This is a genomic window from Constantimarinum furrinae (genome assembly GCF_014295415.1).
GTDB classification, from domain to species: Bacteria; Bacteroidota; Bacteroidia; order Flavobacteriales; family Flavobacteriaceae; genus Constantimarinum; species Constantimarinum furrinae.
Genome location: NZ_CP052909.1, coordinates 2,008,206 through 2,032,846, shown reverse-complemented (window position 1 = coordinate 2,032,846; position 24,641 = coordinate 2,008,206). Strand labels below are relative to the sequence as shown.

Sequence of the window (24,641 nt, the reverse complement as noted above, 5' to 3'; positions counted from 1 at the left end):
TAACTTCTAACTTCTATGAGAAAACTACACTTTGTATTGTTTTTTCTTTTCTGTTTTTCGTTCATTAATGCTCAGGATTATTTTCCTAAGAACGACGGGGTAAAAGAAAAAAACAACAACTACACTGCATTTATAAATGCAAATCTGTACATAACTCCAACTCAGGTTGTAAAGAATGGTACGCTCTTAATACAAAATGGAAAAGTGATCGCTTCGGGAAGATCTGTTTCAATTCCTGAAAATTCTGTGGTCATCGATCTTAACGGGAAATATATTTATCCGTCATTTATCGATCCATATACGGGATTTGGCGTTGAAAAGCCAAAAAGAGCGCAGGGTCAGGGTAGATCGCCACAATACGGTCCTTCAAGAGAAGGGTTCTATTGGAATGATCATATTATGCCCGAATACAATGCGATATCACAATTTAAATACGATGCTAAAACTGCGGAGAACTTCCGAAAGGCAGGGTTTGGGGTATTGAACACGCTAAACATGGACGGAATTGCGCGTGGAACCGGTGTACTGGTCGCTTTAAACGATGACGCCAGTGACGCTGACCGAATCCTTGAGGATGAATCGGGGAATTATTTTTCCTTTTCTAAAAGTGTGACCAGCAGACAATCCTACCCTACTTCACTTATGGGAGCTATGGCTTTGTTACGTCAAATGTATTGGGATGCAGATTGGTATGAAAAAGGCAATGTAGAAACCAAGGATCGTTCGCTTGAAGCTCTGATCGCCAACAAGAATCTGCCTGCTTTTTTTGAGGCCGGGAATAAAAGCAATAACCTTAGGGCCGATAAAATAGGCGATCAGTTTGGGGTTAACTATATTATCATTGGCGGAGGCGATGAATACGAGATCATCAATAAGATTAAGGCCACCAACGCAAAATATATCATTCCGGTGAATTTCCCTGATGCTTATGACGTAAGCAATCCCTACGCCGCTAATTATATTTCACTACAGGATATGCGAGCTTGGAACCAGGCCCCCGGAAACCCAAAGGCTCTAGCCGACAATGGTATTGTTTTTTCGCTAACTACACATGAGTTGAAAAGTCCGGCCGACCTAAAATCAAAATTGCTGAAAGCGATCACTTATGGATTCGATAAAACCAAAGCACTTGAAGCACTTACTACGATTCCGGCAGATCTTTTAGGAAAAAGTAATGAAATTGGAAGCTTACAACCCGGCCGGTATGCGAATTTTCTCGTAACCAGCGGTGATATCTTTGACAAAGAAACGACTTTGTATGAAAACTGGGTGCAAGGGAAAAAACACCTTATTGCAGACAAGGATCAAAAGGATATCCGTGGCCAGTATACGTTTAGCAGCGGAGGGAGATCATTCGATCTGGATATTTCGGGTGAAGCTTCGAAACCTAAAGCCGAAGTAAAACAGGGAGATCAAAAGTTTAAAACAAAATTCGATTATACCGATAACTGGATCACCTTAAGCTTCAGTAATGACAAGACCAATGAAGTATTCAGAACTACGGGAATCATCCCAAAGGACGGTTCTAACTTCTCGGGGCGAATGGTATTACCCAACGGTTCAGAAGAGAGTTTTACGGCTACCCGCAAAGGGAATGCAAGTTCAGAAAAAAAGGACAAAGAAGACAGTGATAAAAAACCTGAAGTTGTCCCTATTACCTATCCTAATGTGGGCTACGGATTTACATCGAAACCGAAACAACAGGATATGTTGTTTAAGAATGCTACCGTGTGGACGGGAGAGGATGCGGGAGTTCTAAACAATACCGATGTGCTGGTGCGTGATGGAAAGATCGTAAAAATTGGTAATAACCTAAATGCCGGTGGTGCCAAAGTAGTTGATGCTACAGGAAAGCACTTAACTGCCGGTGTCATCGACGAGCATTCACATATTGCAGCTTTGGCAATTAATGAGGCCGGTCATAATTCTTCAGCCGAAGTTACAATTGAAGACGTGGTGGATCCCGAAGATATTAGTATATATCGCAATCTTGCAGGAGGTGTTACTTCCATTCAGATCTTACACGGATCGGCAAACCCAATAGGAGGAAGATCGGCCATCATAAAATTGAAATGGGGTGAAGATGCCGATAATTTAATCTATGATAATAGTCCGAAGTTTATAAAGTTCGCTTTAGGAGAAAACGTAAAGCAATCGAACTGGCAGAGCTTTAACAGATTTCCACAAACTCGTATGGGGGTGGAACAATTATATGTGAATTATTTTAATCGGGCCAAAGCATACGACGCCGATAAAAAAAGCGGAAAATTCATTCGGCACGATGAAGAAATGGAAGTTTTAGCCGAAATTCTCAATGGTGAGCGATTTATTAGCTGTCACTCCTATGTTCAGAGTGAGATCAACATGCTTATGAAAGTAGCCGAACGCTTTGGTTTCAGAGTAAATACTTTTACACATATACTGGAAGGATATAAAGTTGCCGATAAAATGAGAGACCATGGGGTTGGCGGTTCTACCTTTAGTGACTGGTGGGCCTACAAATTTGAAGTAAATGACGCCATTCCGTATAACGCAGCCATCATGTCCAGCGTTGGTGTCACCGTGGCGATAAACAGTGATGATGGTGAGATGTCACGCAGACTCAATCAGGAAGCCGCTAAAAGTGTAAAATACGGAGGAATGAGTGAAGAAGAAGCCTGGAAAATGGTAACGATAAATCCTGCGAAACTACTTCATATCGATGATCGAGTTGGTAGTATAAAAGAAGGAAAGGATGCCGATCTTGTGTTGTGGAGCGACAATCCCCTTTCGGTTTATGCAAAAGCTGAAAAGACAATGATAGAAGGCACGGTCTATTTCGATATTGAAACCGATAAGGCAAAACGAGAAACTATTAAAGCCGAACGTAATAAACTTATGAAAATGATGCTTGACGAAAAGAATGGTGGTGGAAAGACCCGTGAGCCTAAAGGAAAGGACAAGCAGTATTTTGAATGTGAAACCATAAATTAAGAAACCATGAAAAAAATAACATATATAATTTTAGCGCTGGTATTAAGTTTTGGTTTCAAGGGCATGGCGCAACAAACGCCTGCACCCGATCAAAATGAAGCGATATCCATTACAGGTGCAACAGCGCATATAGGAAACGGAAACATTATAGAAAACTGTGTCATAGTTTTTGAGAACGGAGTTATAACTGCTATTGGCGGTGCCGGAACTCCAACAAAGGGCAAAGTGATCAATGCCAGCGGTAAGCATATTTATCCGGGAATAATTGCTCCGGTACGCTCTCTGGGACTGGTTGAAGTAGAAGCAGTACGCGCCAGTGATGACCAGGATGAGATTGGCGAAATGATCCCTAATATTCGAAGTTTAATTGCCTATAATGCAGAAAGCAAGGTAGTAGAATCCATGAGGCCTAACGGAGTCTTGATAGGACAGATCGCTCCTCAGGGCGGAACCATTTCCGGAACTTCCTCTATCGTTCAGTTTGATGCCTGGAATTGGGAAGATGCTGCTTTAAAGGTAGATGATGGAATTCACCTCAACTGGCCCAACAGTTTCAGAAGAGGAAGATGGTGGTTGGGAGAACCTAGAGGATTTAAACCCAATAAAGAATACACCAAAGAAATTGACGTAATTAAAGGATTTATCGCTAATTCTAAGGCATACGGCAAGGGCAATTCGGAACAGCCAAATGAAGGGTTTAAGGCCATGCAGGGCTTGTTCGATGGCTCCAAGAAATTATACATCGCTGCCGACGGTGAAAAAGAGATCATAGACGCCGTAACTACAGCCATTGAAAGCGGCGTAAAATCTGTGGTGATCGTGGGAGGATATGAATCCTATAAGATCATTCCTTTTCTGAAACAACATAACGTGCCGGTATTAATTCAGCATACACATAATACCCCTTTCAGAGATGACGACGATTACGACCTTCCTTATAAATTACCGAAGTTATTGGTGGATGGCGGATTGCTAGTTGCTCTTGAAAACTCGGGTACGTCAAATTTTCAAACCCGAAACATGCCCTTTTATGCAGGACAACTCGTGGCTCAGGGATTAGACAAAGAGACGGCCTTACAACTCATCACCGGTAATACGGCTAAAATTCTGGGAATAGATCAAAACTACGGAACTCTTGAAACAGGGAAAAGCGCAACCTTATTTATAAGCGAAGGGGATGCCCTTGATATGCGTACCAACATTCTTACCCATGCGTTTATCGACGGAAGAGCGCTGTCTTTGGAAACCCATCAAACCGAACTTTGGAAACGGTATATGGAGAAATATTCGAGAAAATAATACGAATTAAACCATTGATGAAAGCGGGGACGAGAGTTCCCGCTTTTTTGTTCTCCCATCATCAAGTTTGGCAGAATATGCTATTTTTATCTAGCTGTATAAAATCTTGCATTTAAAAATTCGCATTATGAAATTTGAAGGAATAGCGACTTATATAATGGTGAGTGTTCTGCTTTACGCGCTATTCATTTTCTTAATGCCACAAAGCAGCTATCATCTGGACATGCTGTTGTGGCAAAAATGGACCGTACATACGTTCGAATACGGATTGGGCAATGCTTACGGTTCGGGGACAGATTATCTACCCTTGTATCATTATATACTGTATCTCTTCGGAAAAATTCAGGGAAGTACTGCTAAGATAGCCTTCAACATACATTGGTTAAAAGCAATTACACTGGTATTTCATTTTATAAGTGCATGGTTTGTGATCCTTTTCATTCGACACAAGGAGGATACCCTTCATAAATCCATAATATACGCGCTATTTTATCTGGCGAACATCGCGATTCTATATAATTCGATCATTTGGGGGCAGGTAGATGCAATACTCACCTGTTTCGTATTCACATCATGTTATTTTGCTTTTCAAAAAAGGATCATCCTCTGTCTTGTCTTTTTTATTCTGGCTTTAAATTTTAAACTTCAGGCCATTATCTTCTTACCGCTAATTGCCTTGATGGTTTTTCCGCCTATGATCCAAAATTTTAGCCTGAATCGTTTGTTACTATGGATCGGTATTCCTGTTGGTTTACAGCTCTTAATTCTATTACCGTTTATCGTTCAAGGTGAAGTTTCGTCGGTCTGGAAGGTAGTTGCAAACTCGGTGGATCACTTCCCGGTAGTTTCCATGAATGCCTTTAATTTCTGGGATCTTGTATTATCCGGGGATCTAATGCGCATGCCCGATTCCACGACGTTTATAGGTATTTCTTACAAAAACTGGGGATTGATACTGTTCTTCACTGCCAGTTTCTTTGCGCTTCTACCCATATTTAAAAAAGGAATACATTCATTAAGGAAAAAAGTAAATTTTAAAGTCGGCAACCAACAATTTATGTTAACTGCGGCCTTAATTCCACTACTGTTCTTCTTTTTCAACACGCAAATGCACGAGCGCTATTCGCATCCTGCCATGATCTTTTTGGTGGTATATGCCCTCATATCCATGAATTGGGGTATTGCTTTGCTAGGCTGTGCCGCATATTTCTTAAATCTCGAAGCAGTTATGCACTATTTACAATTGGAGGACTACAGTGGATTCTGGATAGACCGTCATTTTATAGCCACGCTGTTCCTTGGGCTAATTCTCTGGCTCTATGTTTTGCTGTATCGGGATGCTTTCAGAAAAAATGTGGTAGACAATTAACGCTCTATCACAACGGCGCCATCAGGCTTTTTAAAAGTTGACGCTGCCAGGATGGTTTCTGTGGCCGTTACCTTTTTAAAACGCATATCGCTTTTCTCGCCGGTAGGCTTGTTATCTTTTACATTGTACCAAGTAAGTTTTTCCGGGAGCATAACTCCGTTTACGCTCTGCCATTTATCGTATTTAATATAATGCCAGTCGTTACTTTTTACCTGATCCGTATAGGTTACGGTATACCCCAGCCATTCCATTTGGCGGGTATCCGGGTCTACATAAATGATATATTCATCTTCGGGAGAATCTCCTACTCCACTGTTGTATGAGATCTTCACGGCATCATAATTCTTTCCCTTTAATTCGGCAGAGGGTAGTATTTCGTAAATGATTCCGTCGTCAGACAAAATAAACGGCATCGCATAGAAATAAAACATCAGGTTATGGTAAAATCGAGCATTACCCTTATACGAATCCGGTTTGTTTTCAAGTAGCCACACATCGGTTCCGTCGTAACCAATCGTCCAATCTTCAGTTTCAATTTTGGTGTGTCTGTTGGGTAACGAAATGGTATGCACTTCGGTTCCATTTTTACCATCCATCTCAAAACAAACGTTATTAAATTTATTCCATGTTGCCAGTCCGCCATGGGCTTCAAAAACCGTGTTCATTACCTCGGGATATTCTTTTTTCTTTGGAAGGTCCTCCACTGCCACCGTATCGTGGATCACAGGCATTTCGTCCTTTTTTTCATCTTTACAGGAAGCGAGGATCAACAACGAGAAAAGGCACAGCATAATGGTTTTCATAGGTTTTGGTTTTAGTTTCTTATATAAAAATAAGAAAGCTTATACAGAGCGCGGAAGCTTTTTAGAAATCTTTATGATTAAACTACAAAATACCTAACTTTACCAGGATGCAAAAACATATTTCCAGTCTTCAGAATCCGTTAGTGAAACAGTTGGTTCAACTGATTGAAAAATCCAGAGAACGAAAGAAAACAGGACTCTTCGTTATTGAAGGACAACGCGAAATTCAACTGGCGATCAAGGGCGGTTATGTTTTGAAAACCGTGTTGATTTGCCGTGACATTTTTTCCGGTGATACAGAAAACTTCGTGACGATGAACTCTGAAGTGATCGAACTGAGTCTTGAAGTATATCAAAAACTGGCGTACCGGGGTACTACGGAAGGTATTATAGCTATAGCTGAAAGTCGAGTGAATCAACTAAAAGCGCTTCAGTTTATAACGGAAAATCCATTAATCCTAGTGGCTGAAGCACCCGAGAAACCGGGGAATATAGGTGCTCTGTTACGTACTGCCGATGCCGCCGGAGTAGATGCGGTCATACTTGCCAATCCGAAAACCGACCTGTATAATCCCAATATCATTCGCAGTAGTGTAGGTGGAATATTCACCAAGCGCATCGCAACGGGAAGTACTTCAGAAATTCTGCACTACCTGAAAGAAAAAAATATCGCAATTTACTGTGCTGCCTTACAGAGTTCAAAACCGTATCACACTATAGATCTCACACAAGCTTGCGCTATAATAGTTGGAACTGAGGCTACCGGTCTTTCCGAAGAATGGCTGCAACAAAGCACTCAGAATATCGTCATTCCCATGCAAGGTGAAATTGACTCTATGAATGTCTCGGTGGCCGCAGGAATACTTATATTTGAAGCCAAACGGCAGAGAGGGTTTGTGTAATGTGTAATGAAGAATAATTTAATTGCAGATAAGACCTATTCTTTTGCCATCCGCATAGTTGAATTGAGTAAAAAACTTAATATACAGAACGAATATATTCTGTCAAAACAAATACTTAAATCCGGCACATCCATCGGTGCAAATGTTGAAGAGGCGATAGGTGGGATTTCTAAGAGAGAATTTAGAGCAAAGATGTCTATTTCATACAAAGAAGCAAGGGAGACTCAGTATTGGTTAAGATTATTAAAGGATACACAATATATTTCCATTGACGAGTTTGAAGAATTAAATTCTAAATTGACCGCGATCTTAAAAATACTTTTCAGAATAGTTGAGAGTTCCAAAAATTAATATGTTACCTCTATTATTCATTACACATTATTAATTACTAATTTTTATATGGATTCAGGTACATTATTCTACATCATCATTGGTATCATTGTCATAAATTTTGTGATCGATAAGATTCTCGATGCACTTAATGCCAAACACTTTAATGACCCGCTTCCTCCGGAAATCGCCGATGTATATGAGGAGGAGGAGTACCAAAGGTCCCAACGCTATAAACAGGAAAAATACCGGTTTGGTGTGCTAACATCATCAGTTACATTAATCATTACTTTACTGTTCTTCTTTTTTGACGGATTTGCCGTGGTGGATGAACTGGCGAGGTCGATATCTGATAATGCAATCATTATTGCATTAATTTTCTTCGGAATTATTATGCTGGCAAGTGATCTTTTAAGTATTCCTTTTGGGTACTACAACACCTTTGTTATAGAGGAAAAATACGGCTTCAATAAATCTACTCGCTACACTTTTTTTATGGATAAACTGAAGGGATTACTTATGCTTGTTGTCCTGGGAGGAAGCGTTCTCGCACTTGTAATCTGGTTTTATCAGACTACGGGTGAACATTTTTGGCTCTATGCATGGGGAATTGTAACCCTGGTTACTTTAATCATGAATCTTTTTTATTCCAGACTCATAGTCCCGCTTTTTAACAAACAGAGTCCGTTGGAAGATGGCAGTCTTCGCACCAAAATCGAAAGCTATGCCAATAGCGTTGGCTTTACTTTAGACAAGATATTTGTGATCGACGGATCTAAACGAAGTACCAAAGCCAATGCCTACTTTTCGGGTTTCGGAAGTGAAAAACGGGTAACATTATACGATACCTTGATCAACGATCTGGAAGATGAGGAAGTTGTTGCTGTTTTGGCGCACGAAGTGGGACATTACAAAAGGAATCACATCATCATAAATCTTTTCGCTTCAATACTCACCACAGGATTTACACTGTGGTTGCTGTCTTTATTCGTAGGCAATACATTGCTTTCTGAAGCCTTAAATGTTTCTGAACCGTCATTCCATATAGGCCTAATAGCGTTTGGTGTGTTGTATACCCCTATTTCAGAGATTACCGGACTTATCATGAACTATCTCTCTCGTAAATTTGAATATCAGGCAGATAATTACGCAAAGACTACCTACAAGGGGCAGCCACTCATCGCTGCACTAAAAAAACTGTCAAAGAATAGTTTGAGCAACCTTACCCCACATCCTGCTTATGTGACCGTACACTATTCGCACCCCACATTGTTAGAGCGTTTTAGAAACCTAAAAAAATAAAGGACTGCTTTTAAAGTTAGGGCACAAATTTTGTTCTTCCATAGGTTAATTGTACATTAGTTTTATGACAGAAGCGGCATTACAGGAAGAAAAGAAAGAGCTTGCCAAGCAGTACAAAGAGCTTCTTAAAATTAGTTATCGCACACTTACCGCCGATGACAAGAAGCTTATTCGTAGTGCTTTCGATATCGCCGTGGATGCGCATAAGGATCAACGTCGAAAATCGGGAGAGGCTTATATTTTCCACCCCATCGCAGTGGCCAAGATCGTGGCCTCAGAAATCGGGTTGGACGCCACATCTATTGCCGCTGCTTTGCTTCATGATGTCGTTGAAGACACTCAGTATACTCTTGCAGATTTAGAGCAGATGTTTGGCGAAACCGTTGCGCGCATTGTCGACGGACTCACGAAGATCTCCAACATGCCGTACGACAAGGATGTTTCTTTGCAGGCCGAGAATTTCAGAAAAATGCTACTTACCCTCAATGAGGATATCCGTGTGATCATCATAAAGATCGCCGATAGGTTACACAATATGCAGACCATGGACTCCATGCCCGATCATAAGCAGGTAAAGATCGCTTCTGAAACGCTGTACATTTACGCTCCCATGGCGCACCGTATTGGGCTGTACAATATTAAGACAGAATTAGAGGATCTAGGGCTTAAATACACCGAACCCGATGTCTATAACGATATTCTCGGTAAAATGAAGGAGAGTAAGGAAGAACAGGATGCTTATATCTTGGATTTTACAAAAGTGATCAAGGATTCGCTGGATTCAGAAAAACTGAAATATGAAATAAAGGGACGGCCAAAATCTATTTTCTCTATCCGACGAAAAATGATCGCGCAAAATGTGAGTTTTGAAGAGGTATACGACAAATTTGCGGTAAGGATCATTTACAAAAGCAAGCCGGAAGACGAAAAATTTATCGCATGGAAGATCTATTCCATCGTAACCGATCATTTTAGACCCAATCCTATACGGCTGAGAGACTGGATCTCTTCACCCAAATCGACGGGATATGAAGCCTTACACATTACCGTGATGGGACCGAAAGGACGCTGGGTGGAAGTTCAGATACGAAGTCAGCGTATGAACGAAATAGCCGAAAAAGGCTATGCCGCACACTACAAATACAAAAATACCGAGAAGGAAGATGCGGGTCTGGAGGGATGGCTGAACAAGCTGCAGGACACGCTGGAAAATGCAGAGATCAATGCCATCGATTTTGTGGAAGAGTTTAAACTAAACCTCTATGCCAAGGAGATCTTTGTATTTTCACCTAAGGGAGATCTCTATTCCCTGGCCAAGGGAGCCACTGCCCTGGATTTCGCTTTTCATGTTCATACCGAGGTAGGTTTACATACTAGGGGTGCCAAGGTAAACGGAAAACTGGTACCACTAAGCCATGTATTAAAAAGCGGCGATCAGGTTGAGATCATGACTTCCGAAAAGGCCCAACCTACAGCAAACTGGTTGGATTACGCGACTACAGGGCGAGCGCGATCCAAGATCAAATCTTCCCTCAAAGAAGAACAAAAAGAAATTGCCGCCGAAGGTAAAGTAGTGCTCGCGAGAAAATTAAAGTCCCTAAAGATCACACTGGACGAACGAACGATCAACCAGCTGGTGGTTTATTTTAAGCTGAAAACCAGTCTGGACCTTTTCTACAGAGTGGGTGCCGGAATTATCGACAACAAGAAGTTAAAGGAATTTGCGGCATCCAGAAGCAACGCATTTGTTAGTTTTTTTAAGAATCGCATTCGAAAACCGGACAAACCGGACGATATTGATAAGGATGAATTTTCTGAAAAATTCGATCAGCTGGTCTTTGGAAAAGAAGAAGAAAAACTTGACTATAAGATCGCCAATTGTTGTAATCCCATCCCGGGAGATGATGTATTTGGCTTTCTCACAGTAAATGAAGGTATTAAGATCCATAAGCAAAATTGTCCCAACGCACTTCAATTGCAAAGTAACTATGGTTACCGCATCATGCAGGCAAAATGGATCGATTCGTCTCAACGGGATTTTAAAGCCGAATTAAAGATCACCGGAATCGATACTATAGGTCTAGTAAATGAGGTGACCAAAGTGGTTTCCAACAACCTTCACATCAATATGAAAAATGTTCATTTCGATAGCAATGACGGTATTTTTAATGGTCGGATCGTGGTTGTGGTAAAAAACAAGAACATTCTTAATAACCTCGTGGAAAACATTAAAAAAATAAACGGTATTGATAAAGTTACACGCACATAATTAAGTAACTTTGCAACTTCAATATGAGTTCAAAAACAGATCCAAATAACCAGGCAATTGTAAAGAACGTTTTTACGGCATTCCTTGAAGAAAAAGGACACCGTAAAACGCCCGAAAGATTTGCGATACTTCAGGAAATTTACGACCACGATGATCATTTCGATATTGAGTCGTTGTACATTAACATGAAGAATAAGAATTATCGCGTGAGTCGGGCAACGCTCTACAATACCATCGAATTATTAATGGAGTGCAAATTGGTGCGCAAACACCAGTTTGGACAAAATCAGGCACATTACGAGAAATCGTATTTCGACCGACAGCACGATCATGTCATCCTTTCAAACGGAGAAGTAATCGAGTTTTGTGATCCGCGAATTCAGTCAATAAAAAAAACCATCGAAGAAGTTTTTGATATCGAAATAACCAATCATTCGCTTTATTTCTACGGAAATAAAAAAACACCCGAAAATACCTGACAACTTCAGGCGGGTTAACTATTAATACACTATGGCTGTAGACTTACTACTCGGACTGCAATGGGGAGACGAAGGAAAAGGAAAGATCGTCGACGTACTTACTAAAGATTATGATATTATTGCCCGTTTTCAGGGAGGCCCTAACGCCGGCCATACGCTCGAATTTGACGGAATTAAACATGTACTCCATACAATTCCCAGCGGAATTTTCCATGATAACGCGATCAATCTGGTTGGAAATGGGGTCGTGATCGATCCGGTGATCTTTAAAAAAGAACTGGACAACCTTTCACAGTTTAATCTTGACCTTAAGAAAACCTTGTTAATATCCAGAAAAGCTCACCTTATTTTACCCACACATCGATTACTCGATGCTGCTTCCGAAGCATCAAAAGGAAAGGCTAAAATTGGCTCAACTCTTAAAGGAATCGGTCCTACCTATATGGACAAAACCGGTAGAAACGGCATACGGGTTGGTGATCTTGAATTAAGCAACTGGAAAGAAAAATATCGTGCTCTTGCGAATAAGCATGAAGCCATGATCGATTTTTATAATGTCGATATTCAATACGACCTGAAAGATCTCGAAACAGAATTCTTTGCTGCTGTTAAAGTGCTTAAATCTCTTACTTTTATAGACAGTGAAGAATACCTGCATCAGGCACAGAAAGCAGGAAAAACCATACTTGCGGAAGGTGCTCAGGGCTCATTACTCGACATCGATTTTGGAACCTACCCTTTTGTAACGTCCTCTAATACTACTGCGGCAGGCGCATGTACGGGGCTGGGTGTGGCTCCCGGAAAGATCAAAGAGGTCTTCGGAATTTTTAAAGCATACACTACCCGAGTTGGAAGTGGCCCCTTTCCCACCGAACTTTTTGACGACTACGGAAAGACCATGGCCAAAGTGGGGAACGAATTTGGAGCAACTACGGGACGTCCACGCCGTTGCGGATGGCTGGATCTGGTAGCTTTAAAATATGCTGTTCAGGTAAACGGAGTCACACAGCTTATGATGATGAAAGGTGATGTTTTAAGTGGATTCGATAAACTGAAAGTATGTACTGCCTATAAATACAAAGGAGAAACCATCGAGCATCTTCCTTATAACATAGAGCCGGAGAATGTAACCCCTATTTATTCTGAAATGGCAGGATGGAAAGAAGATCTTACTAAAATGAGTGAAGCTTCTCAGATCCCAAAAGCCTTAAATGATTATATCAATTTTCTGGAAAAAGAACTGGAAGTACCTATTAAGATCGTTTCTGTTGGACCAGACAGAACACAAACGATATATAGATAATACGAAGCCAGGTATTAATTTCGTTATTTAAATTTAAATACGCAATGTCCATTGCAGAAAGCAAAGACCAATATTAACTTCAGTAATCCCGGGTTTGGTAAAAACAAGCCCATTCGTTTCCTGTATGTTGTAATTGCTTTTTTCTTCGGAATACAACTCTGGGCACAGGACGACCCCGAAAAAACAAAGGTTTCTGTGCAATCGGGTTATCTGGAAAAGAAACCCGAATTCCCCGATGCCATCATTTATACCAAAGACAACACCGGCCAGGTTTATATTGTCCATGAAGGCGTTGAGATGTGGTGTGATCAGGCCTATGTATACCTAAAGGACAATTTCGTAAAAGCTTACGGAAGCGTTCGGCTTAGTCAGGGTGACACCGTCTCCATGCGAAGTAAATACGCCGAATATAATGGTAATACCCAATTTGCCTTTGCCAGCGGTGATGTGATCCTAACCGAGCCCAAAACTACCCTGAGAACAGATACTCTTTATTTCGACCGCATTAAACAACAGGCCTATTATCGAAGCGGAGGAACCGTTCGAGATACTGCAAGTACTCTTACCAGCAGAATAGGTCGCTATTTTGCTGAAAGTAAGAAATATCAATTTTTGTCTAAAGTGAAGATCGTAAATCCAAAGTACACGGTTCACAGTGAGCAATTGGATTTTTATTCTGAAAGTGGCGGCGCATATTTATACGGGGAATCGACCATAGTAAGTGAAACCAGTACCGTATACTGTGAACGCGGATATTATGATACTCGAACTGATAAGGGATATTTTGTTAAGAATTCCAGAGTAGACTACAATAACAGAATTCTGTATGGGGATAGTATTTATTTTGACAGAAACAAGGCATTTGCTTCGGCTACCAATAATATCAAAGTCCTAGACACCACAAATAAAAGTGTCATACGAGGGCATTATGCTGAAGTATTTCGAGAAAAAGATTCGGTTTTTATCACCAAACGGGCGGTAGCAGTGACCTTAAGAGATAATGATTCACTCTATGTTCATGCCGATACCTTGCAGGTTACAGGCAAACCCGAGAATAGGATCATTAAAGGGTTTTACAGAGCCCGGATGTTCAAGCGAGGACTCCCTGAAGAAGAACCCACCAGTGGGAAATGTGACTCTATTTTTGTCGATCAGAAATTAGGGATCACTAAATTGATACGTGAGCCCGTAATGTGGAGTGGAGAGAACCAAATGACTGGAGATACCATCCATATACTTTCGAATACGAAAACAGAACAACTTGATACATTAAAAGTTTTTAAGAATGCATTTCTAATCCAAAAAGACAGTGCTGGCTACAATCAGGTTAAAGGTGAACGGCTTATCGGACTGTTTACCAATAACGAGCTGGACACGGTAAACATTATTAAAAATGCCGAAGTGATCTATTTCTCCCGGAACGATAAACAGGAGTTAGTAGGAATTAACAACACCGTTTCCAGTTCAATTCAAATGTATCTGGAAACCCAGCAGATCGCAGGGATTCGCTTTATTAAACAGGCAAAAGGTAAAGTCTATCCTCCATCTCAGTTTCCCGAAAATGCCAGGATATTACCCGGCTTCCAATGGCGGGGTGAGGAACGGTTGTTGAGTGTACAAGATCTGTTCAAGGGCAAACCGGCACCCATATTACCTAAAATAAAAGGGATACCACTTCCCAAGGACGAAGGAGAATTTTTTGATGATATTCCAATAGATGAAATTGAACTTCCAAAGGATTCTAAATTAAAACCCGAGGATCTTCAAAATCGTGAAAATGATCCAAAACCCATGACCCGGGATACGATTCCGGATCCAAATAATGCGATTCCGCCTAAACGGAAACGGGATAATTCCACTTCCGAAGGAAAACATTAGCAATTGCACAATATAATGCACCAGGATTTTTTTAAATATCAGGCTCAAACCACTCCACATCCCTTGGCGATGGAAGTTTCTCATGCCAAAGGAAGTTACATTTACGACACTTCGGGGAATAAACATCTGGATTTTGTGGCAGGAGTTTCGGCTTGTACATTGGGGCATTGTCATCCACGTGTGGTAAAAGCCGTTCAGGAACAGATGGAAACCTATTCGCATGTGATGGTATATGGTGAATATATTCAAGAACCTGCTGTAGCGTTAACCAAATTGTTAGCCGAGCAATTGCCAGCACCCTTAGAATCCACATATTTAGTAAACAGTGGCACCGAGGCCATAGAGGGAGCATTAAAACTGGCAAGAAGAGTTACAGGTCGTTCAGAAATACTATATGCCGAATATGCTTATCACGGAAATACGCTGGGATCTTTAAGCATTATGGGCTATGAAGAGCGTAAAACACCTTTCGGACCCCTACTCCCCGATTGTCACGCTATTGTCTTTAATGATGAAGGTGATCTTGAAAAAATTACCGAAAAAACGGCAGCAGTAATTCTGGAGACCATACAGGGTGGTGCCGGATTTATTCTTCCAGAGGAAAATTATCTGAACAAAGTAAAAGAACGGTGTAAGAATACAGGAACACTCCTTATCCTTGATGAAGTGCAACCCGGTTTTGGCCGTACGGGAAAGCTGTTCGGATTTCAACATTTTGATATAGTACCCGATATACTGGTCATGGGAAAAGGTATGGGAGGTGGATTACCCATTGGTGCATTTACGGCCTCTAAGGAACATATGATGGTGTTGAGTGATCAGCCTAAACTGGGCCATATTACCACCTTTGGCGGTAATGCAGTGATCGCCTCAGCAGCGTTGGCTACCTTAAAAGAACTTCTGGAGACCAATCTCATTTCAGAAACACTTCAGAAAGAAAAACTTTTCAGATCGCTCCTGGTACATCCCATGATTAAAGAAATAAGGGGAAAAGGTTTAATGCTTGCCCTAATGCTGGAATCGGCCGAAATTACTTCCGAAGTTATTCTTGAGTGTAAAAAACGCGGACTAGTACTGTTTTGGCTGCTTTTTGAGCCCAAAGCTGTGCGCATAACACCTCCGCTCACCATTACCGATGACGAGATTAAAGAAGGCTGTGCCATATTGACCGAAGTTCTCACATCAGTTTCTAAAAAATATCCCTCTGCTTAGTGGTTGATTTTCAGCAATTTACTTCCGTTTTATTGTGTTGATAAGCTTGTTAACAACAATAGCGGCACAACTATTGAATCCGTTATTACATTAGTATCTTTAAAATAGAAGAATCAGTAAAACGCTGCGTATGCAAATGAGCCCTAACGAGCATAACAACTTCTCCCTCTCCCGCTTTGAATCCATGCTTAAGACTAATAATGTGCTCTTTTTTGACTCTGAAGAGTTTGAAGAGATCATTCAGCATTACCTCGAAAACGGAAAAATTGCACTTGCACGAAAGGCAGTCAAGCTGGGATTAGAACAACATCCTACCTCTACAAATCTGAAATTGTTTCAGGTAGAGATGTATATTTTTGAGAACAAACTGGATATCGCTGAGGAATTACTGGACGATCTTTATGTTCTGGAACAATCCAATGAGGAGATCTATATTCAGAAAGCCAATATTCTCTCCAGAAGGGATAACCACAAAGAGGCTATTTTACTTTTGGAAAAGGCGTTGGAAATCACCAACGACGAAGCAGATGTGCTCTCCCTCATGGGAATGGAGTACCTGTTTATGGAAGATTTTGAGAATGCCAAGTACTATTTTATGAAGTGCCTGGAACAGGATGAGGAAGATTATTCGGCATTATATAATATCATTTATTGTTTCGACTATTTAGAACAGCACGAAGCCGCTATTGATTACTTGAACGACTTTCTCAATAAGAACCCTTATTGTGAAGTGGCATGGCATCAGGTTGGAAAACAATACACCGTACTTAAGTATTTTAAAAAGGCCCTGGCTGCCTTCGATTTTGCCATTATAAGCGACGATTCCTTTATTGGCGCCTATCTCGAAAAAGGAAAGGTGCAGGAAAAACTCAAGCAATATCACGAGGCGATCGAAAGTTATTCGATCACTTTAGGGCTCGATGATCCCACTTCATTTGCCCTCTTACGGATCGGAAAATGCCACGAAAAACTAGGGAATAGTGAGCTGGCGCTTCAGTTCTTCACAAAATGTGTAGAAGAAGATTCGCTATTGGATAAAGGCTGGATAGCGATCACCGATTTTTATTTTAAACGGAAAAATTATCAGAAGGCGCTCTATTATATAGACAAGGCTATCAATATCGACAGTGAAAACGTGCTGTACTGGAAGCGATATGCCCGAATAAGTAATCGACTCAATCATTTTGAAGAGGCAGAACACGCCTTTAGAAGAACAATTGAATTAGGCAACTACGAACTTGAGACCTGGGTATCACGGTCGGATATATTGATTCGTTTGGGCGAATACGAGGCTGCAGTCAATAATTTGAATCAGGCAGCAGAATTCTATCCGGAGTGTGCCGAGATCGAATACAGGCTGGCCGGTGTTTACTATTATTTGAATGAAGAAACCAAGGGTGAATATCATTTAAAGAATGCTCTAAAGTTCGAGCCGGAATTTGTCATGATCATCGAAGAGATCTTCCCGTCCATCTACGAGCGGAAATCGGTGCGGGAAATAATTCAGAAACGACAAAATCCTTCTGTTTAATTTCCTTAATTTTGAGGCAAAGACACGCAATCTATGCCTTCACGTAATCTGCTCCAATACCTCGTTATTTCTTTAAAAGGAATTGCCATGGGAGCTGCCGATGTAGTCCCGGGAGTTTCTGGCGGTACCATTGCCTTTATATCCGGTATCTACGAAGAATTGATCGAGACCATTCACAAACTCGACCTCGGGTTTTTTAAAATTTGGCGAGCTGAGGGGTTTTTAAGTGCCTGGCGACATTATAATCTAGGATTCCTGCTTGCTTTATTCTCGGGGGTGATCCTAAGCATAATTTCATTGGCAAAACTAATCACCTGGCTACTCTCCGACCATCCCCTTTTAGTATGGTCGTTTTTTTTCGGACTCGTCGCTGCGAGTATAATATATGTGGGTAAACAGGTTAGTGAATGGAAGTTGGTGAATATACTGGCTCTTGTAATTGCTTCGGGCTTTGCTTATGCCATTACCCTTGCAAAACCTGTAGGAACTCCGGACAGCAACTGGTTTCTTTTCTTAGCCGGCTTTATTGCGATCATCGCGATGATATTACCTGGGATATCAGGATCTTTTATCCTCTTGTTACTAGGAGCATACAGAGCCATTATCGGTACCTTAAGCACGTTGGGAGAAGGAATTACCACAATGAATTGGGATCTTATCTCCGGCGCATTAGTAAAGATCCTCATCTTTGCGGCGGGAGCTATTGTGGGTCTCAAAGTATTCTCCAGAGTATTGAACTGGATGTTTAAAAATCATAAAAACCTTATCCTCGCTATCCTAACCGGATTTATGATCGGTGCCTTAAACAAGATCTGGCCATGGAAAGAAGTTTTGGAATATCGATTAAATCACGATGGAGAAAAAATTCCCTTTTTGGAGAAAAGTATTTTCCCTACTTCCTACCCCGATGATCCAAAAATTCTATTGGCCATGGTCTTTATTGTCCTTGGCTTTTTAAGTATCTTTATTCTGGAACGAATTGCAATTCAGAAAAAATAAAAAATGTACGAACCTCGCTCATTTTCAGATAAGATCTGGTTGGTCCTAAAAGGTTTGGGAATGGGTGCAGCAAATAAAGTCCCGGGCGTATCGGGAGGCGTTGTGGCCTTCGTTGCCGGGTTTTATGAAGAATTTATATATTCCCTTCAAAAAATTAACCGAAAGGCTTTTGCGCTTTTAATTAACGGGCGCTTCAGAAGTTTTTATCAGTATATAAACGGTCAATTCCTAAGTTTGTTGATACTTGGAATGATCATTAGCTATTTTAGCGTTTCCAAGGTACTGGATTATTTGATCGTTCATTACGAATTATATGTATGGAGTGCATTCTTCGGAATGATCATCGGTTCGATCTACTTCATCGCCAAGGATTTTGGCGAATGGAACCGAAAATATCTCGGATACCTGTTATGCGGCATCATTGCCGGAGTGAGTATCAGTTTTCTCGAACCGGCTAAGGAAAACAGCAATCTTATTTTTGTGTTCTTCTGCGGAATCATCGGTGTTTCGGGGATGACCCTACCCGGATTGTCGGGTTCTTTTATTCTCATATTGTTTGGAAATTATGTGTTGCTGCTGGTAGATTCGGTGAATGCATTGTTCGATACAATTACTGCACTTCTTCAATTCGATTTTAGCTTTGTAAATGATGCTGAACAAATGGAATTGTTAAAAGTACTAGGTGTCTTTTCCTTAGGCTCCCTAGTGGGTTTGGTTTCACTTTCTCACCTATTGGCGTATGTCTTAAAGCGCTACAAAAAAGCAACCTACGCGGTTATCATTGGGTTTATCGCCGGATCACTTGGTGTGGTTTGGCCATGGAAAGAAAAATTACTCGAACTGGATGCTGAAGGTCAGGTGCGAATGGACGCTAACGGCAGAGAAATTATTAAAGGTTACGACAGGTATTGGCCCACCGAACTCTCGAACGAAACAATGTTAGCAATTTTATTTATTATTATAGGAACCCTCATAGTTTTAAGCTTAGATTGGTACCATAAATCGAGGACAAGTACAAATGGCTAAATACGGATTAATTGGTCGTGATATTGGCTATTCATTTTCAAAAACCTTTTTTACAACTAAGTTCGAAAAGGAAGAGCGAAAAGACAGTTATGTGAATTTCGATATTGAGAATATCGGTTTACTTCCGGAGATCGTAAGAAAACACTCCGACCTTAAAGGGCTTAATGTTACTATTCCCTATAAGACAGAAGTAATTCCGCTATTAGACCGGGTCGATAAGGAAGCTCAAAAAATTGGCGCTGTCAATACTATAAAGATTCTGGCAGATGGAACTTTAGTGGGTTATAATACAGATCATTATGGCTTTGCCAAAACGCTATCCGATTTATTGCCGTTAAAGCACAAAACGGCACTCATTTTAGGAAGTGGTGGTGCCTCAAGGGCCATAGAATATGTCCTGAAAGCCATGGAATTTAAATACCTAGTGGTCTCCCGTGGTAAAAAGGAATGGACCCTACCCTATTCTAAGCTTACGAGGGATGTGATCGAGTCACATTGTCTCATTGTAAATTGTACGCCCTTGGGTACTTATCCTAATATTCTGGAGTGTCCTAAGCTACCCTATCAATTTTTAGGCAAGAATCATGTGTTGTATGATCTCATCTACAATCCCAGTGAATCTGAATTTTTAAAACGAGGCTTCATACAGGGAGCAAGAGTTCAAAACGGTTTGAAAATGCTGGAATTTCAGGCAAAAAAATCCTGGAGCATCTGGAAATCCTAAAAAAGAGCATTATTTTCTTAAAATAAAGGTGCTATTTTTGGTATCTCCCCACTAGTTAGTATCTTGACACAATTAGAATACGAACCTTAACATTGAAATAAATGTCAGACAAAAAAGCACCGAAAGAAAAAGAAATCTCCGAAACTCCCGAAGCAGAAACTGAGATCAATAAGGAAGAGAATAAAGCAGAAACTTCTGAAAGTCTTGTTGAAGAAAAAGCATCGGATGAGGCAGCACCCTCTTCTGAAAAAAAGACTCGGGACGAGTCGGTCACCACTTCCGAAGAAACTCCCCGGGAGGAGATTACAATAACAGCCGAACAAATAGCTACTGAAACTACAGAAGCATCTTCCAATGTTAATACCGAAGAAAAAAAGGTTGACGAAGAGGAAGAGGTGGATGACGAAGAGGAGGAAGAAATTGCTTCTTCTGATGATGATGACGATGATAGCGATAGTGAAGAAACCGAAGATGAAAAGGACTACCACGCACTTTCAAAAAAGGAGCTTATCGCCGAACTACAGTCTTTATTAAAGAATAAGGCTGTTCAGCATATAAAGAATGAGGTAGAGGAGATTCGTGCCGAATTCAATGCGAAATTCAATGAAGAATTAGAGCACAAGAAAGAAGAGTTCCTTGCAGAAGGTGGCAATATTATCGACTTCTATTACACTACACCTTTAAAAAAGGAATTTAGTTCCTTATATTTCGATTATAAGGAAAAGCGTAACAACTACTATAAGAGTTTAAAAAATGACCTTCAAGCCAACCTCAACAAAAGGCTGGAATTGATCGAGGAACTCAAGGGCTTGTTAAACGCTGAAGAGAATATAAACACCACTTACAAACATTTTAAAGATATACAGGAGCGCTGGCATGTCGCCGGTGCCATTCCGCGTGATAAATACAATATAGTTTGGAACACCTATCATCATCATGTTGAGAATTTTTATGACTTCCTGCACTTAAACCGTGAATTCAGGGATCTGGATTTTAAGCACAATCTCGAACAAAAACTAAAACTCATAGGCAGAGCCGAAGAACTGGGGCAGGAAGAAAATGTGAATAAGGCCTTCAGGGAACTACAAATGCTCCACAAAATGTGGAAGGAAGAAATTGGTCCTGTCGCCAAAGAATTCCGCGACGAAGTTTGGGATAAGTTTAGTGCTGCTACCAAAATTGTACACGATAAACGTCAGGATTACCTCAAAGAACAAGAAAAGCACTTCGAAACCAATCTGGAAAAGAAGAAGCAACTTATTGAGGAAATAGCCGAAGTAACTAAAAATACGAACAGTAGTCATCAGGCCTGGCAAAACGCTATTAAAAAAGTTCAGGAGTTGAGAGATGCTTATTTTGAATCGGGGAAGGTACCTCGTTCTAACACAAAGGAAATCTGGAATGCCTTTAAGGAAGTTACTCGAAATTTTAACAGGGAGAAAAATTCCTTTTATAAGAACCAAAAGAAAGAGCAATACAGCAATCTTGAGAAAAAGCGGGAGCTAATAAAGATCGCTGAAGCCAATAAGGATAGTGAGGATTTTAATGAAGTCACTTCCTTGATGAAGAAGATTCAGAGTGATTGGAAAAAAATTGGTCATGTGCCCCGAAAGGACAGCGACAAGGTGTGGAAACAATTTAAAGCGGCTTGCAACCACTATTTTAACCGATTGCACGCCTCCAAGAATGAGGCCAATAAAGAAGAGATCGCCAATTTCGAAGCTAAGCAAAAAATGCTTGATGCCATCGATAAACTTGAATTGACAGGCGATAATGAAGCCGATCTAAAAACTATTAAGGAACATATATCAGCTTGGAAAGAAGTTGGCAGGGTTCCTTATAACAAGAAGAACATCCAGAAAAAATTCAATCAGAAACTGGATGGACTCTTCGAAAAATTGAATTTAAGTAAGAAGGAAACAGAGCTTATTAAATTCGAGAATAAATTGGATGCCATCGTATCTCAGGAGGATGAACGAAAACTACAGAATGAGCAGTTCTTTATTTCAAAGAAAATTGGTGAAGTAAAAGGTGAGATTCGCCAGTTAGAGAATAATTTGGGCTTCTTTCAGAATGCAGATTCGAACAATCCATTGGTGAAGGAAGTTCGCAAGAACATTGCCAAGCACAAAGAACAGCTAGAAGTCTGGAAGGAAAAACTTTCTAAGATCAAGTCGGCGCGAAACGCCTAGTGTATGTCGGGCTGTCTGTTGTGCCATAGTAATGCTACAGAACAGGTATTAGAAGACAAATCGATTCTTTTTCTGAAATGTTCCCAATGTGGATCCATATTTAAACATCCTGAAGCTTTCCCAACTCCTACAGAAGAAAAGGAGCGCTATTTGCTTCATGAGAATGACATAAACGACCCGGGTTATCGAGCTTTTGTAGCTCCGGTAGTCGATCGAATATCATCCGATCGAACTCCCAGGCATTTCGGGCTTGATTTTGGTGCCGGTCCCGGACCGGTGATCGCTAAACTGCTATCTGAAAAAGGATTTAATATAGCATTATACGACCCTTTTTTTTATCCGGATCCTTCGGTACTCAACAAAATGTTCGATTTTATTATCTGTTGTGAAGTGATCGAACATTTTCACGATCCATTTACAGAATTTCAACGCCTGAAAAACCTTTTACATCCGGGTGGAACATTGTATGGAATGACCCATTTGTTACCGGATTTAAATCACTTTAAAGATTGGTATTACAAGGACGACCCAACTCATGTTATTTTTTATTCGAAAGAAAATCTGAATTGGATCAAGAAGAATTTTGGATTTAAGGAACTCGAAATTTCTGATAGGCTAATTGTGATGAGTCTATAGAAGACGGAAGTCGGGAGACGGAAGTCGGGATTAGGGAGTTGGATGAAAGGAAACTTCGCACTTCAAACTTCCAGCCTCATGTTCCTATTATAATCGCTTCGCTTCTTCCCAGTACACATCCATTTCGGCCAATGTCATATCCTTCATGGCTTTCCCCTGTCCCTTGGCTTTGGATTCGAGATATTGAAAACGCTTTATGAATTTTTTATTGGTTCGCTCAAGCGCATTTTCCGGGTCTACCTTGAGAAAGCGAGCATAATTGATCATTGAGAACAACACATCGCCAAATTCTTCTTCGATCTTTTTTTCATTGCCTTCATTTACTTCATGCTGCAATTCTTCCAACTCTTCCTTTAATTTTTCAAATACCTGCTGCGGCTCTTCCCAATCGAAACCTACACCGGCAACCTTATCCTGGATACGGTTTGCCTTAACTAAGGCCGGCAAAGATTTAGGTACGCCTTCCAGCACACTTTTTTTACCTTCCTTAAGTTTTAGATTTTCCCAGTTCTGCTTTACCTCTTCTTCATCCTTAACCGTCACATCGCCATAGATATGCGGGTGACGGGAAATTAACTTTTCACAGATATCGTTGGCGACCTCGGCTATATCAAAATCATTGGTTTCACTACCTATTTTAGCATAAAAAATAATGTGTAATAACAGATCGCCCAGTTCTTTCTTTACTTCTTGAAGATCATTATCGAGAATGGCATCACCCAGCTCATAGGTCTCTTCGATGGTGAGATGCCGAAGGCTTAGCATGGTTTGTTTCTTATCCCACGGACATTGCTTCCTTAACTCATCCATGATAGTGAGTAAGCGGTCTATGGCCTTTAGTTGGTCTTTTCTGGAATTCATAGCAACAAAGCTAATTGAAAAGCCATTCAGAAATAAAAAGAGTTATTAAAAAGGATTAACAGCAGATGCCTTTTCCAGAGGTTCCTATTCTTCTTCGGAAGTGTCGGCTTCACTTTCGGAGAAATCGGTAATTCCGTTCTTTTGAAGCAAATTATACCATTGCACTACTTTTTTAATATCGCTGGCATAAACACGGTCTTCGTCGTAATCGGGTAATATTTCAAAGAAATATTCTTCAAGCTCGATCTTAGGAGCTTTATGACTAATCGCCTGACCTTTATCTTCCTTTTCAGCAATTTTAGAAAAAACTTCGCGCAGCGGTACTTCTTCTGTAAGGGTATAAATGGCGATCTCCGAAAGTAAACTCACGTTATGGCGGGTACTCACACTTATCTTCTTTCCGTCCAACAACGATTCAGCCAGAAATCCGCCACGGGTTTGTGCTTTTAATTGATATAATCCGGGTTTCCCGGCAATGGATAATATTTTCTCTAAACTCATAGTATGTGCTCCTGATTAAAGCGAGTAATTTTCAATTTCAAAATAAAGGTGC

The 24,641-nt window shown here is 40.6% G+C and carries 20 protein-coding genes; 17 read left to right on the top strand and 3 right to left on the bottom strand.

All coding sequences use genetic code 11. From position 1 onward, the window contains the following. Positions 1-15 precede the first annotated feature (15 nt). The 3 genes from ALE3EI_RS09260 to ALE3EI_RS09250 all read left to right on the top strand — a co-directional run bounded on the left by ALE3EI_RS09260 (position 16) and on the right by ALE3EI_RS09250 (position 5,641). Complete coding sequence (locus tag ALE3EI_RS09260) at positions 16-2,973, top strand: amidohydrolase family protein (RefSeq protein ID WP_186988012.1); 2,958 nt, start codon at positions 16-18, stop codon at positions 2,971-2,973. Positions 2,974-2,979: 6 nt separating this feature from the next. Further along, positions 2,980-4,272 carry an amidohydrolase family protein gene (locus ALE3EI_RS09255; RefSeq protein WP_186988010.1) on the top strand — a complete coding sequence of 431 codons (1,293 nt, stop codon included), beginning with the start codon at positions 2,980-2,982 and terminating at the stop codon, positions 4,270-4,272. A gap of 127 nt (positions 4,273-4,399) precedes the next feature. Continuing rightward, positions 4,400-5,641, top strand: a complete 1,242-nt coding sequence (locus tag ALE3EI_RS09250) for a hypothetical protein (RefSeq protein WP_186988008.1) — start codon at positions 4,400-4,402, stop codon at positions 5,639-5,641. Here ALE3EI_RS09250 and ALE3EI_RS09245 read toward each other — a convergent pair. Continuing rightward, positions 5,638-6,444 (bottom strand): DUF6503 family protein, encoded by an 807-nt coding sequence (locus ALE3EI_RS09245; protein WP_186988006.1) that lies wholly within the window; start codon positions 6,442-6,444, stop codon positions 5,638-5,640. The two genes, ALE3EI_RS09250 and ALE3EI_RS09245, sit on opposite strands and share 4 nt — an antisense overlap. Before the next feature lie 107 nt (positions 6,445-6,551). On the opposite strand from ALE3EI_RS09245, the gene ALE3EI_RS09240 reads away from it, so the two are divergent. The 14 genes from ALE3EI_RS09240 to ALE3EI_RS09175 all read left to right on the top strand — a co-directional run bounded on the left by ALE3EI_RS09240 (position 6,552) and on the right by ALE3EI_RS09175 (position 23,227). After that, positions 6,552-7,346, top strand: coding sequence for a TrmH family RNA methyltransferase (locus tag ALE3EI_RS09240; protein ID WP_186988004.1), 795 nt, complete (start codon positions 6,552-6,554; stop codon positions 7,344-7,346). Positions 7,347-7,352: 6 nt separating this feature from the next. Then, positions 7,353-7,697, top strand: a complete 345-nt coding sequence (locus ALE3EI_RS09235) for a four helix bundle protein (RefSeq protein ID WP_186988002.1) — start codon at positions 7,353-7,355, stop codon at positions 7,695-7,697. A 48-nt stretch (positions 7,698-7,745) separates the two neighbouring features. Further along, positions 7,746-8,978: a M48 family metallopeptidase gene (locus ALE3EI_RS09230; protein WP_186988000.1), complete on the top strand. Its 1,233-nt coding sequence runs from the start codon at positions 7,746-7,748 to the stop codon at positions 8,976-8,978. A gap of 64 nt (positions 8,979-9,042) precedes the next feature. Beyond that, complete coding sequence (locus ALE3EI_RS09225; protein ID WP_186987998.1) at positions 9,043-11,247, top strand: RelA/SpoT family protein; 2,205 nt, start codon at positions 9,043-9,045, stop codon at positions 11,245-11,247. Positions 11,248-11,270: 23 nt separating this feature from the next. Further along, complete coding sequence (locus tag ALE3EI_RS09220) at positions 11,271-11,726, top strand: Fur family transcriptional regulator (protein WP_186987996.1); 456 nt, start codon at positions 11,271-11,273, stop codon at positions 11,724-11,726. A gap of 31 nt (positions 11,727-11,757) precedes the next feature. Further along, complete coding sequence (locus ALE3EI_RS09215; protein ID WP_186987994.1) at positions 11,758-13,029, top strand: adenylosuccinate synthase; 1,272 nt, start codon at positions 11,758-11,760, stop codon at positions 13,027-13,029. 51 nt (positions 13,030-13,080) lie between these two features. Beyond that, the gene (locus ALE3EI_RS09210) at positions 13,081-14,907 is read left to right on the top strand and encodes an OstA-like protein (protein WP_233279947.1); all 1,827 of its coding nucleotides are present in this window, start codon (positions 13,081-13,083) and stop codon (positions 14,905-14,907) included. A gap of 15 nt (positions 14,908-14,922) precedes the next feature. Next, positions 14,923-16,119 (top strand): aspartate aminotransferase family protein, encoded by a 1,197-nt coding sequence (locus ALE3EI_RS09205; protein WP_186987992.1) that lies wholly within the window; start codon positions 14,923-14,925, stop codon positions 16,117-16,119. 130 nt (positions 16,120-16,249) lie between these two features. Beyond that, on the top strand, positions 16,250-17,650 hold the full coding sequence (locus ALE3EI_RS09200) for a tetratricopeptide repeat protein (RefSeq protein WP_186987990.1): 1,401 nt from the start codon (positions 16,250-16,252) through the stop codon (positions 17,648-17,650). Positions 17,651-17,683: 33 nt separating this feature from the next. Further along, a complete protein-coding gene (locus tag ALE3EI_RS09195) occupies positions 17,684-18,649 on the top strand; it encodes a DUF368 domain-containing protein (protein ID WP_186987988.1) in 966 nt (321 codons plus the stop codon). Between the two features lie 3 nt (positions 18,650-18,652). Continuing rightward, positions 18,653-19,675, top strand: coding sequence for a DUF368 domain-containing protein (locus ALE3EI_RS09190; protein WP_186987986.1), 1,023 nt, complete (start codon positions 18,653-18,655; stop codon positions 19,673-19,675). Then, a complete protein-coding gene (locus ALE3EI_RS09185) occupies positions 19,668-20,399 on the top strand; it encodes a shikimate dehydrogenase family protein (RefSeq protein ID WP_186987985.1) in 732 nt (243 codons plus the stop codon). The genes ALE3EI_RS09190 and ALE3EI_RS09185 overlap by 8 nt, the downstream gene beginning before the upstream one ends. 101 nt (positions 20,400-20,500) lie before the next feature. Continuing rightward, positions 20,501-22,591 carry a DUF349 domain-containing protein gene (locus ALE3EI_RS09180; RefSeq protein ID WP_186987982.1) on the top strand — a complete coding sequence of 697 codons (2,091 nt, stop codon included), beginning with the start codon at positions 20,501-20,503 and terminating at the stop codon, positions 22,589-22,591. A 3-nt stretch (positions 22,592-22,594) separates the two neighbouring features. After that, a complete protein-coding gene (locus ALE3EI_RS09175) occupies positions 22,595-23,227 on the top strand; it encodes a class I SAM-dependent methyltransferase (RefSeq protein WP_186987980.1) in 633 nt (210 codons plus the stop codon). 87 nt (positions 23,228-23,314) lie between these two features. Here the strand turns inward: ALE3EI_RS09175 and mazG are convergent, their stop codons facing one another. After that, a complete protein-coding gene (mazG, locus tag ALE3EI_RS09170) occupies positions 23,315-24,088 on the bottom strand; it encodes a nucleoside triphosphate pyrophosphohydrolase (protein ID WP_186987978.1) in 774 nt (257 codons plus the stop codon). An 84-nt stretch (positions 24,089-24,172) separates the two neighbouring features. Further along, the gene (locus tag ALE3EI_RS09165) at positions 24,173-24,589 is read right to left on the bottom strand and encodes a DUF5606 family protein (protein WP_186987977.1); all 417 of its coding nucleotides are present in this window, start codon (positions 24,587-24,589) and stop codon (positions 24,173-24,175) included. Positions 24,590-24,641: the final 52 nt, after the last annotated feature.

Bases quoted from the DNA above. Each gene is read 5' to 3' on its own strand.
- ALE3EI_RS09260 (WP_186988012.1), top strand. From the start codon at position 16: ATGAGAAAACTACACTTTGTATTGTTTTTTCTTTTCTGTTTTTCGTTC.
- ALE3EI_RS09255 (WP_186988010.1), top strand. From the start codon at position 2,980: ATGAAAAAAATAACATATATAATTTTAGCGCTGGTATTAAGTTTTGGT.
- ALE3EI_RS09250 (WP_186988008.1), top strand. From the start codon at position 4,400: ATGAAATTTGAAGGAATAGCGACTTATATAATGGTGAGTGTTCTGCTT.
- ALE3EI_RS09245 (WP_186988006.1), bottom strand. From the start codon at position 6,444: ATGAAAACCATTATGCTGTGCCTTTTCTCGTTGTTGATCCTCGCTTCC.
- ALE3EI_RS09240 (WP_186988004.1), top strand. From the start codon at position 6,552: ATGCAAAAACATATTTCCAGTCTTCAGAATCCGTTAGTGAAACAGTTG.
- ALE3EI_RS09235 (WP_186988002.1), top strand. From the start codon at position 7,353: ATGAAGAATAATTTAATTGCAGATAAGACCTATTCTTTTGCCATCCGC.
- ALE3EI_RS09230 (WP_186988000.1), top strand. From the start codon at position 7,746: ATGGATTCAGGTACATTATTCTACATCATCATTGGTATCATTGTCATA.
- ALE3EI_RS09225 (WP_186987998.1), top strand. From the start codon at position 9,043: ATGACAGAAGCGGCATTACAGGAAGAAAAGAAAGAGCTTGCCAAGCAG.
- ALE3EI_RS09220 (WP_186987996.1), top strand. From the start codon at position 11,271: ATGAGTTCAAAAACAGATCCAAATAACCAGGCAATTGTAAAGAACGTT.
- ALE3EI_RS09215 (WP_186987994.1), top strand. From the start codon at position 11,758: ATGGCTGTAGACTTACTACTCGGACTGCAATGGGGAGACGAAGGAAAA.
- ALE3EI_RS09205 (WP_186987992.1), top strand. From the start codon at position 14,923: ATGCACCAGGATTTTTTTAAATATCAGGCTCAAACCACTCCACATCCC.
- ALE3EI_RS09200 (WP_186987990.1), top strand. From the start codon at position 16,250: ATGCAAATGAGCCCTAACGAGCATAACAACTTCTCCCTCTCCCGCTTT.
- ALE3EI_RS09195 (WP_186987988.1), top strand. From the start codon at position 17,684: ATGCCTTCACGTAATCTGCTCCAATACCTCGTTATTTCTTTAAAAGGA.
- ALE3EI_RS09190 (WP_186987986.1), top strand. From the start codon at position 18,653: ATGTACGAACCTCGCTCATTTTCAGATAAGATCTGGTTGGTCCTAAAA.
- ALE3EI_RS09185 (WP_186987985.1), top strand. From the start codon at position 19,668: ATGGCTAAATACGGATTAATTGGTCGTGATATTGGCTATTCATTTTCA.
- ALE3EI_RS09180 (WP_186987982.1), top strand. From the start codon at position 20,501: ATGTCAGACAAAAAAGCACCGAAAGAAAAAGAAATCTCCGAAACTCCC.
- ALE3EI_RS09175 (WP_186987980.1), top strand. From the start codon at position 22,595: ATGTCGGGCTGTCTGTTGTGCCATAGTAATGCTACAGAACAGGTATTA.
- mazG (WP_186987978.1), bottom strand. From the start codon at position 24,088: ATGAATTCCAGAAAAGACCAACTAAAGGCCATAGACCGCTTACTCACT.
- ALE3EI_RS09165 (WP_186987977.1), bottom strand. From the start codon at position 24,589: ATGAGTTTAGAGAAAATATTATCCATTGCCGGGAAACCCGGATTATAT.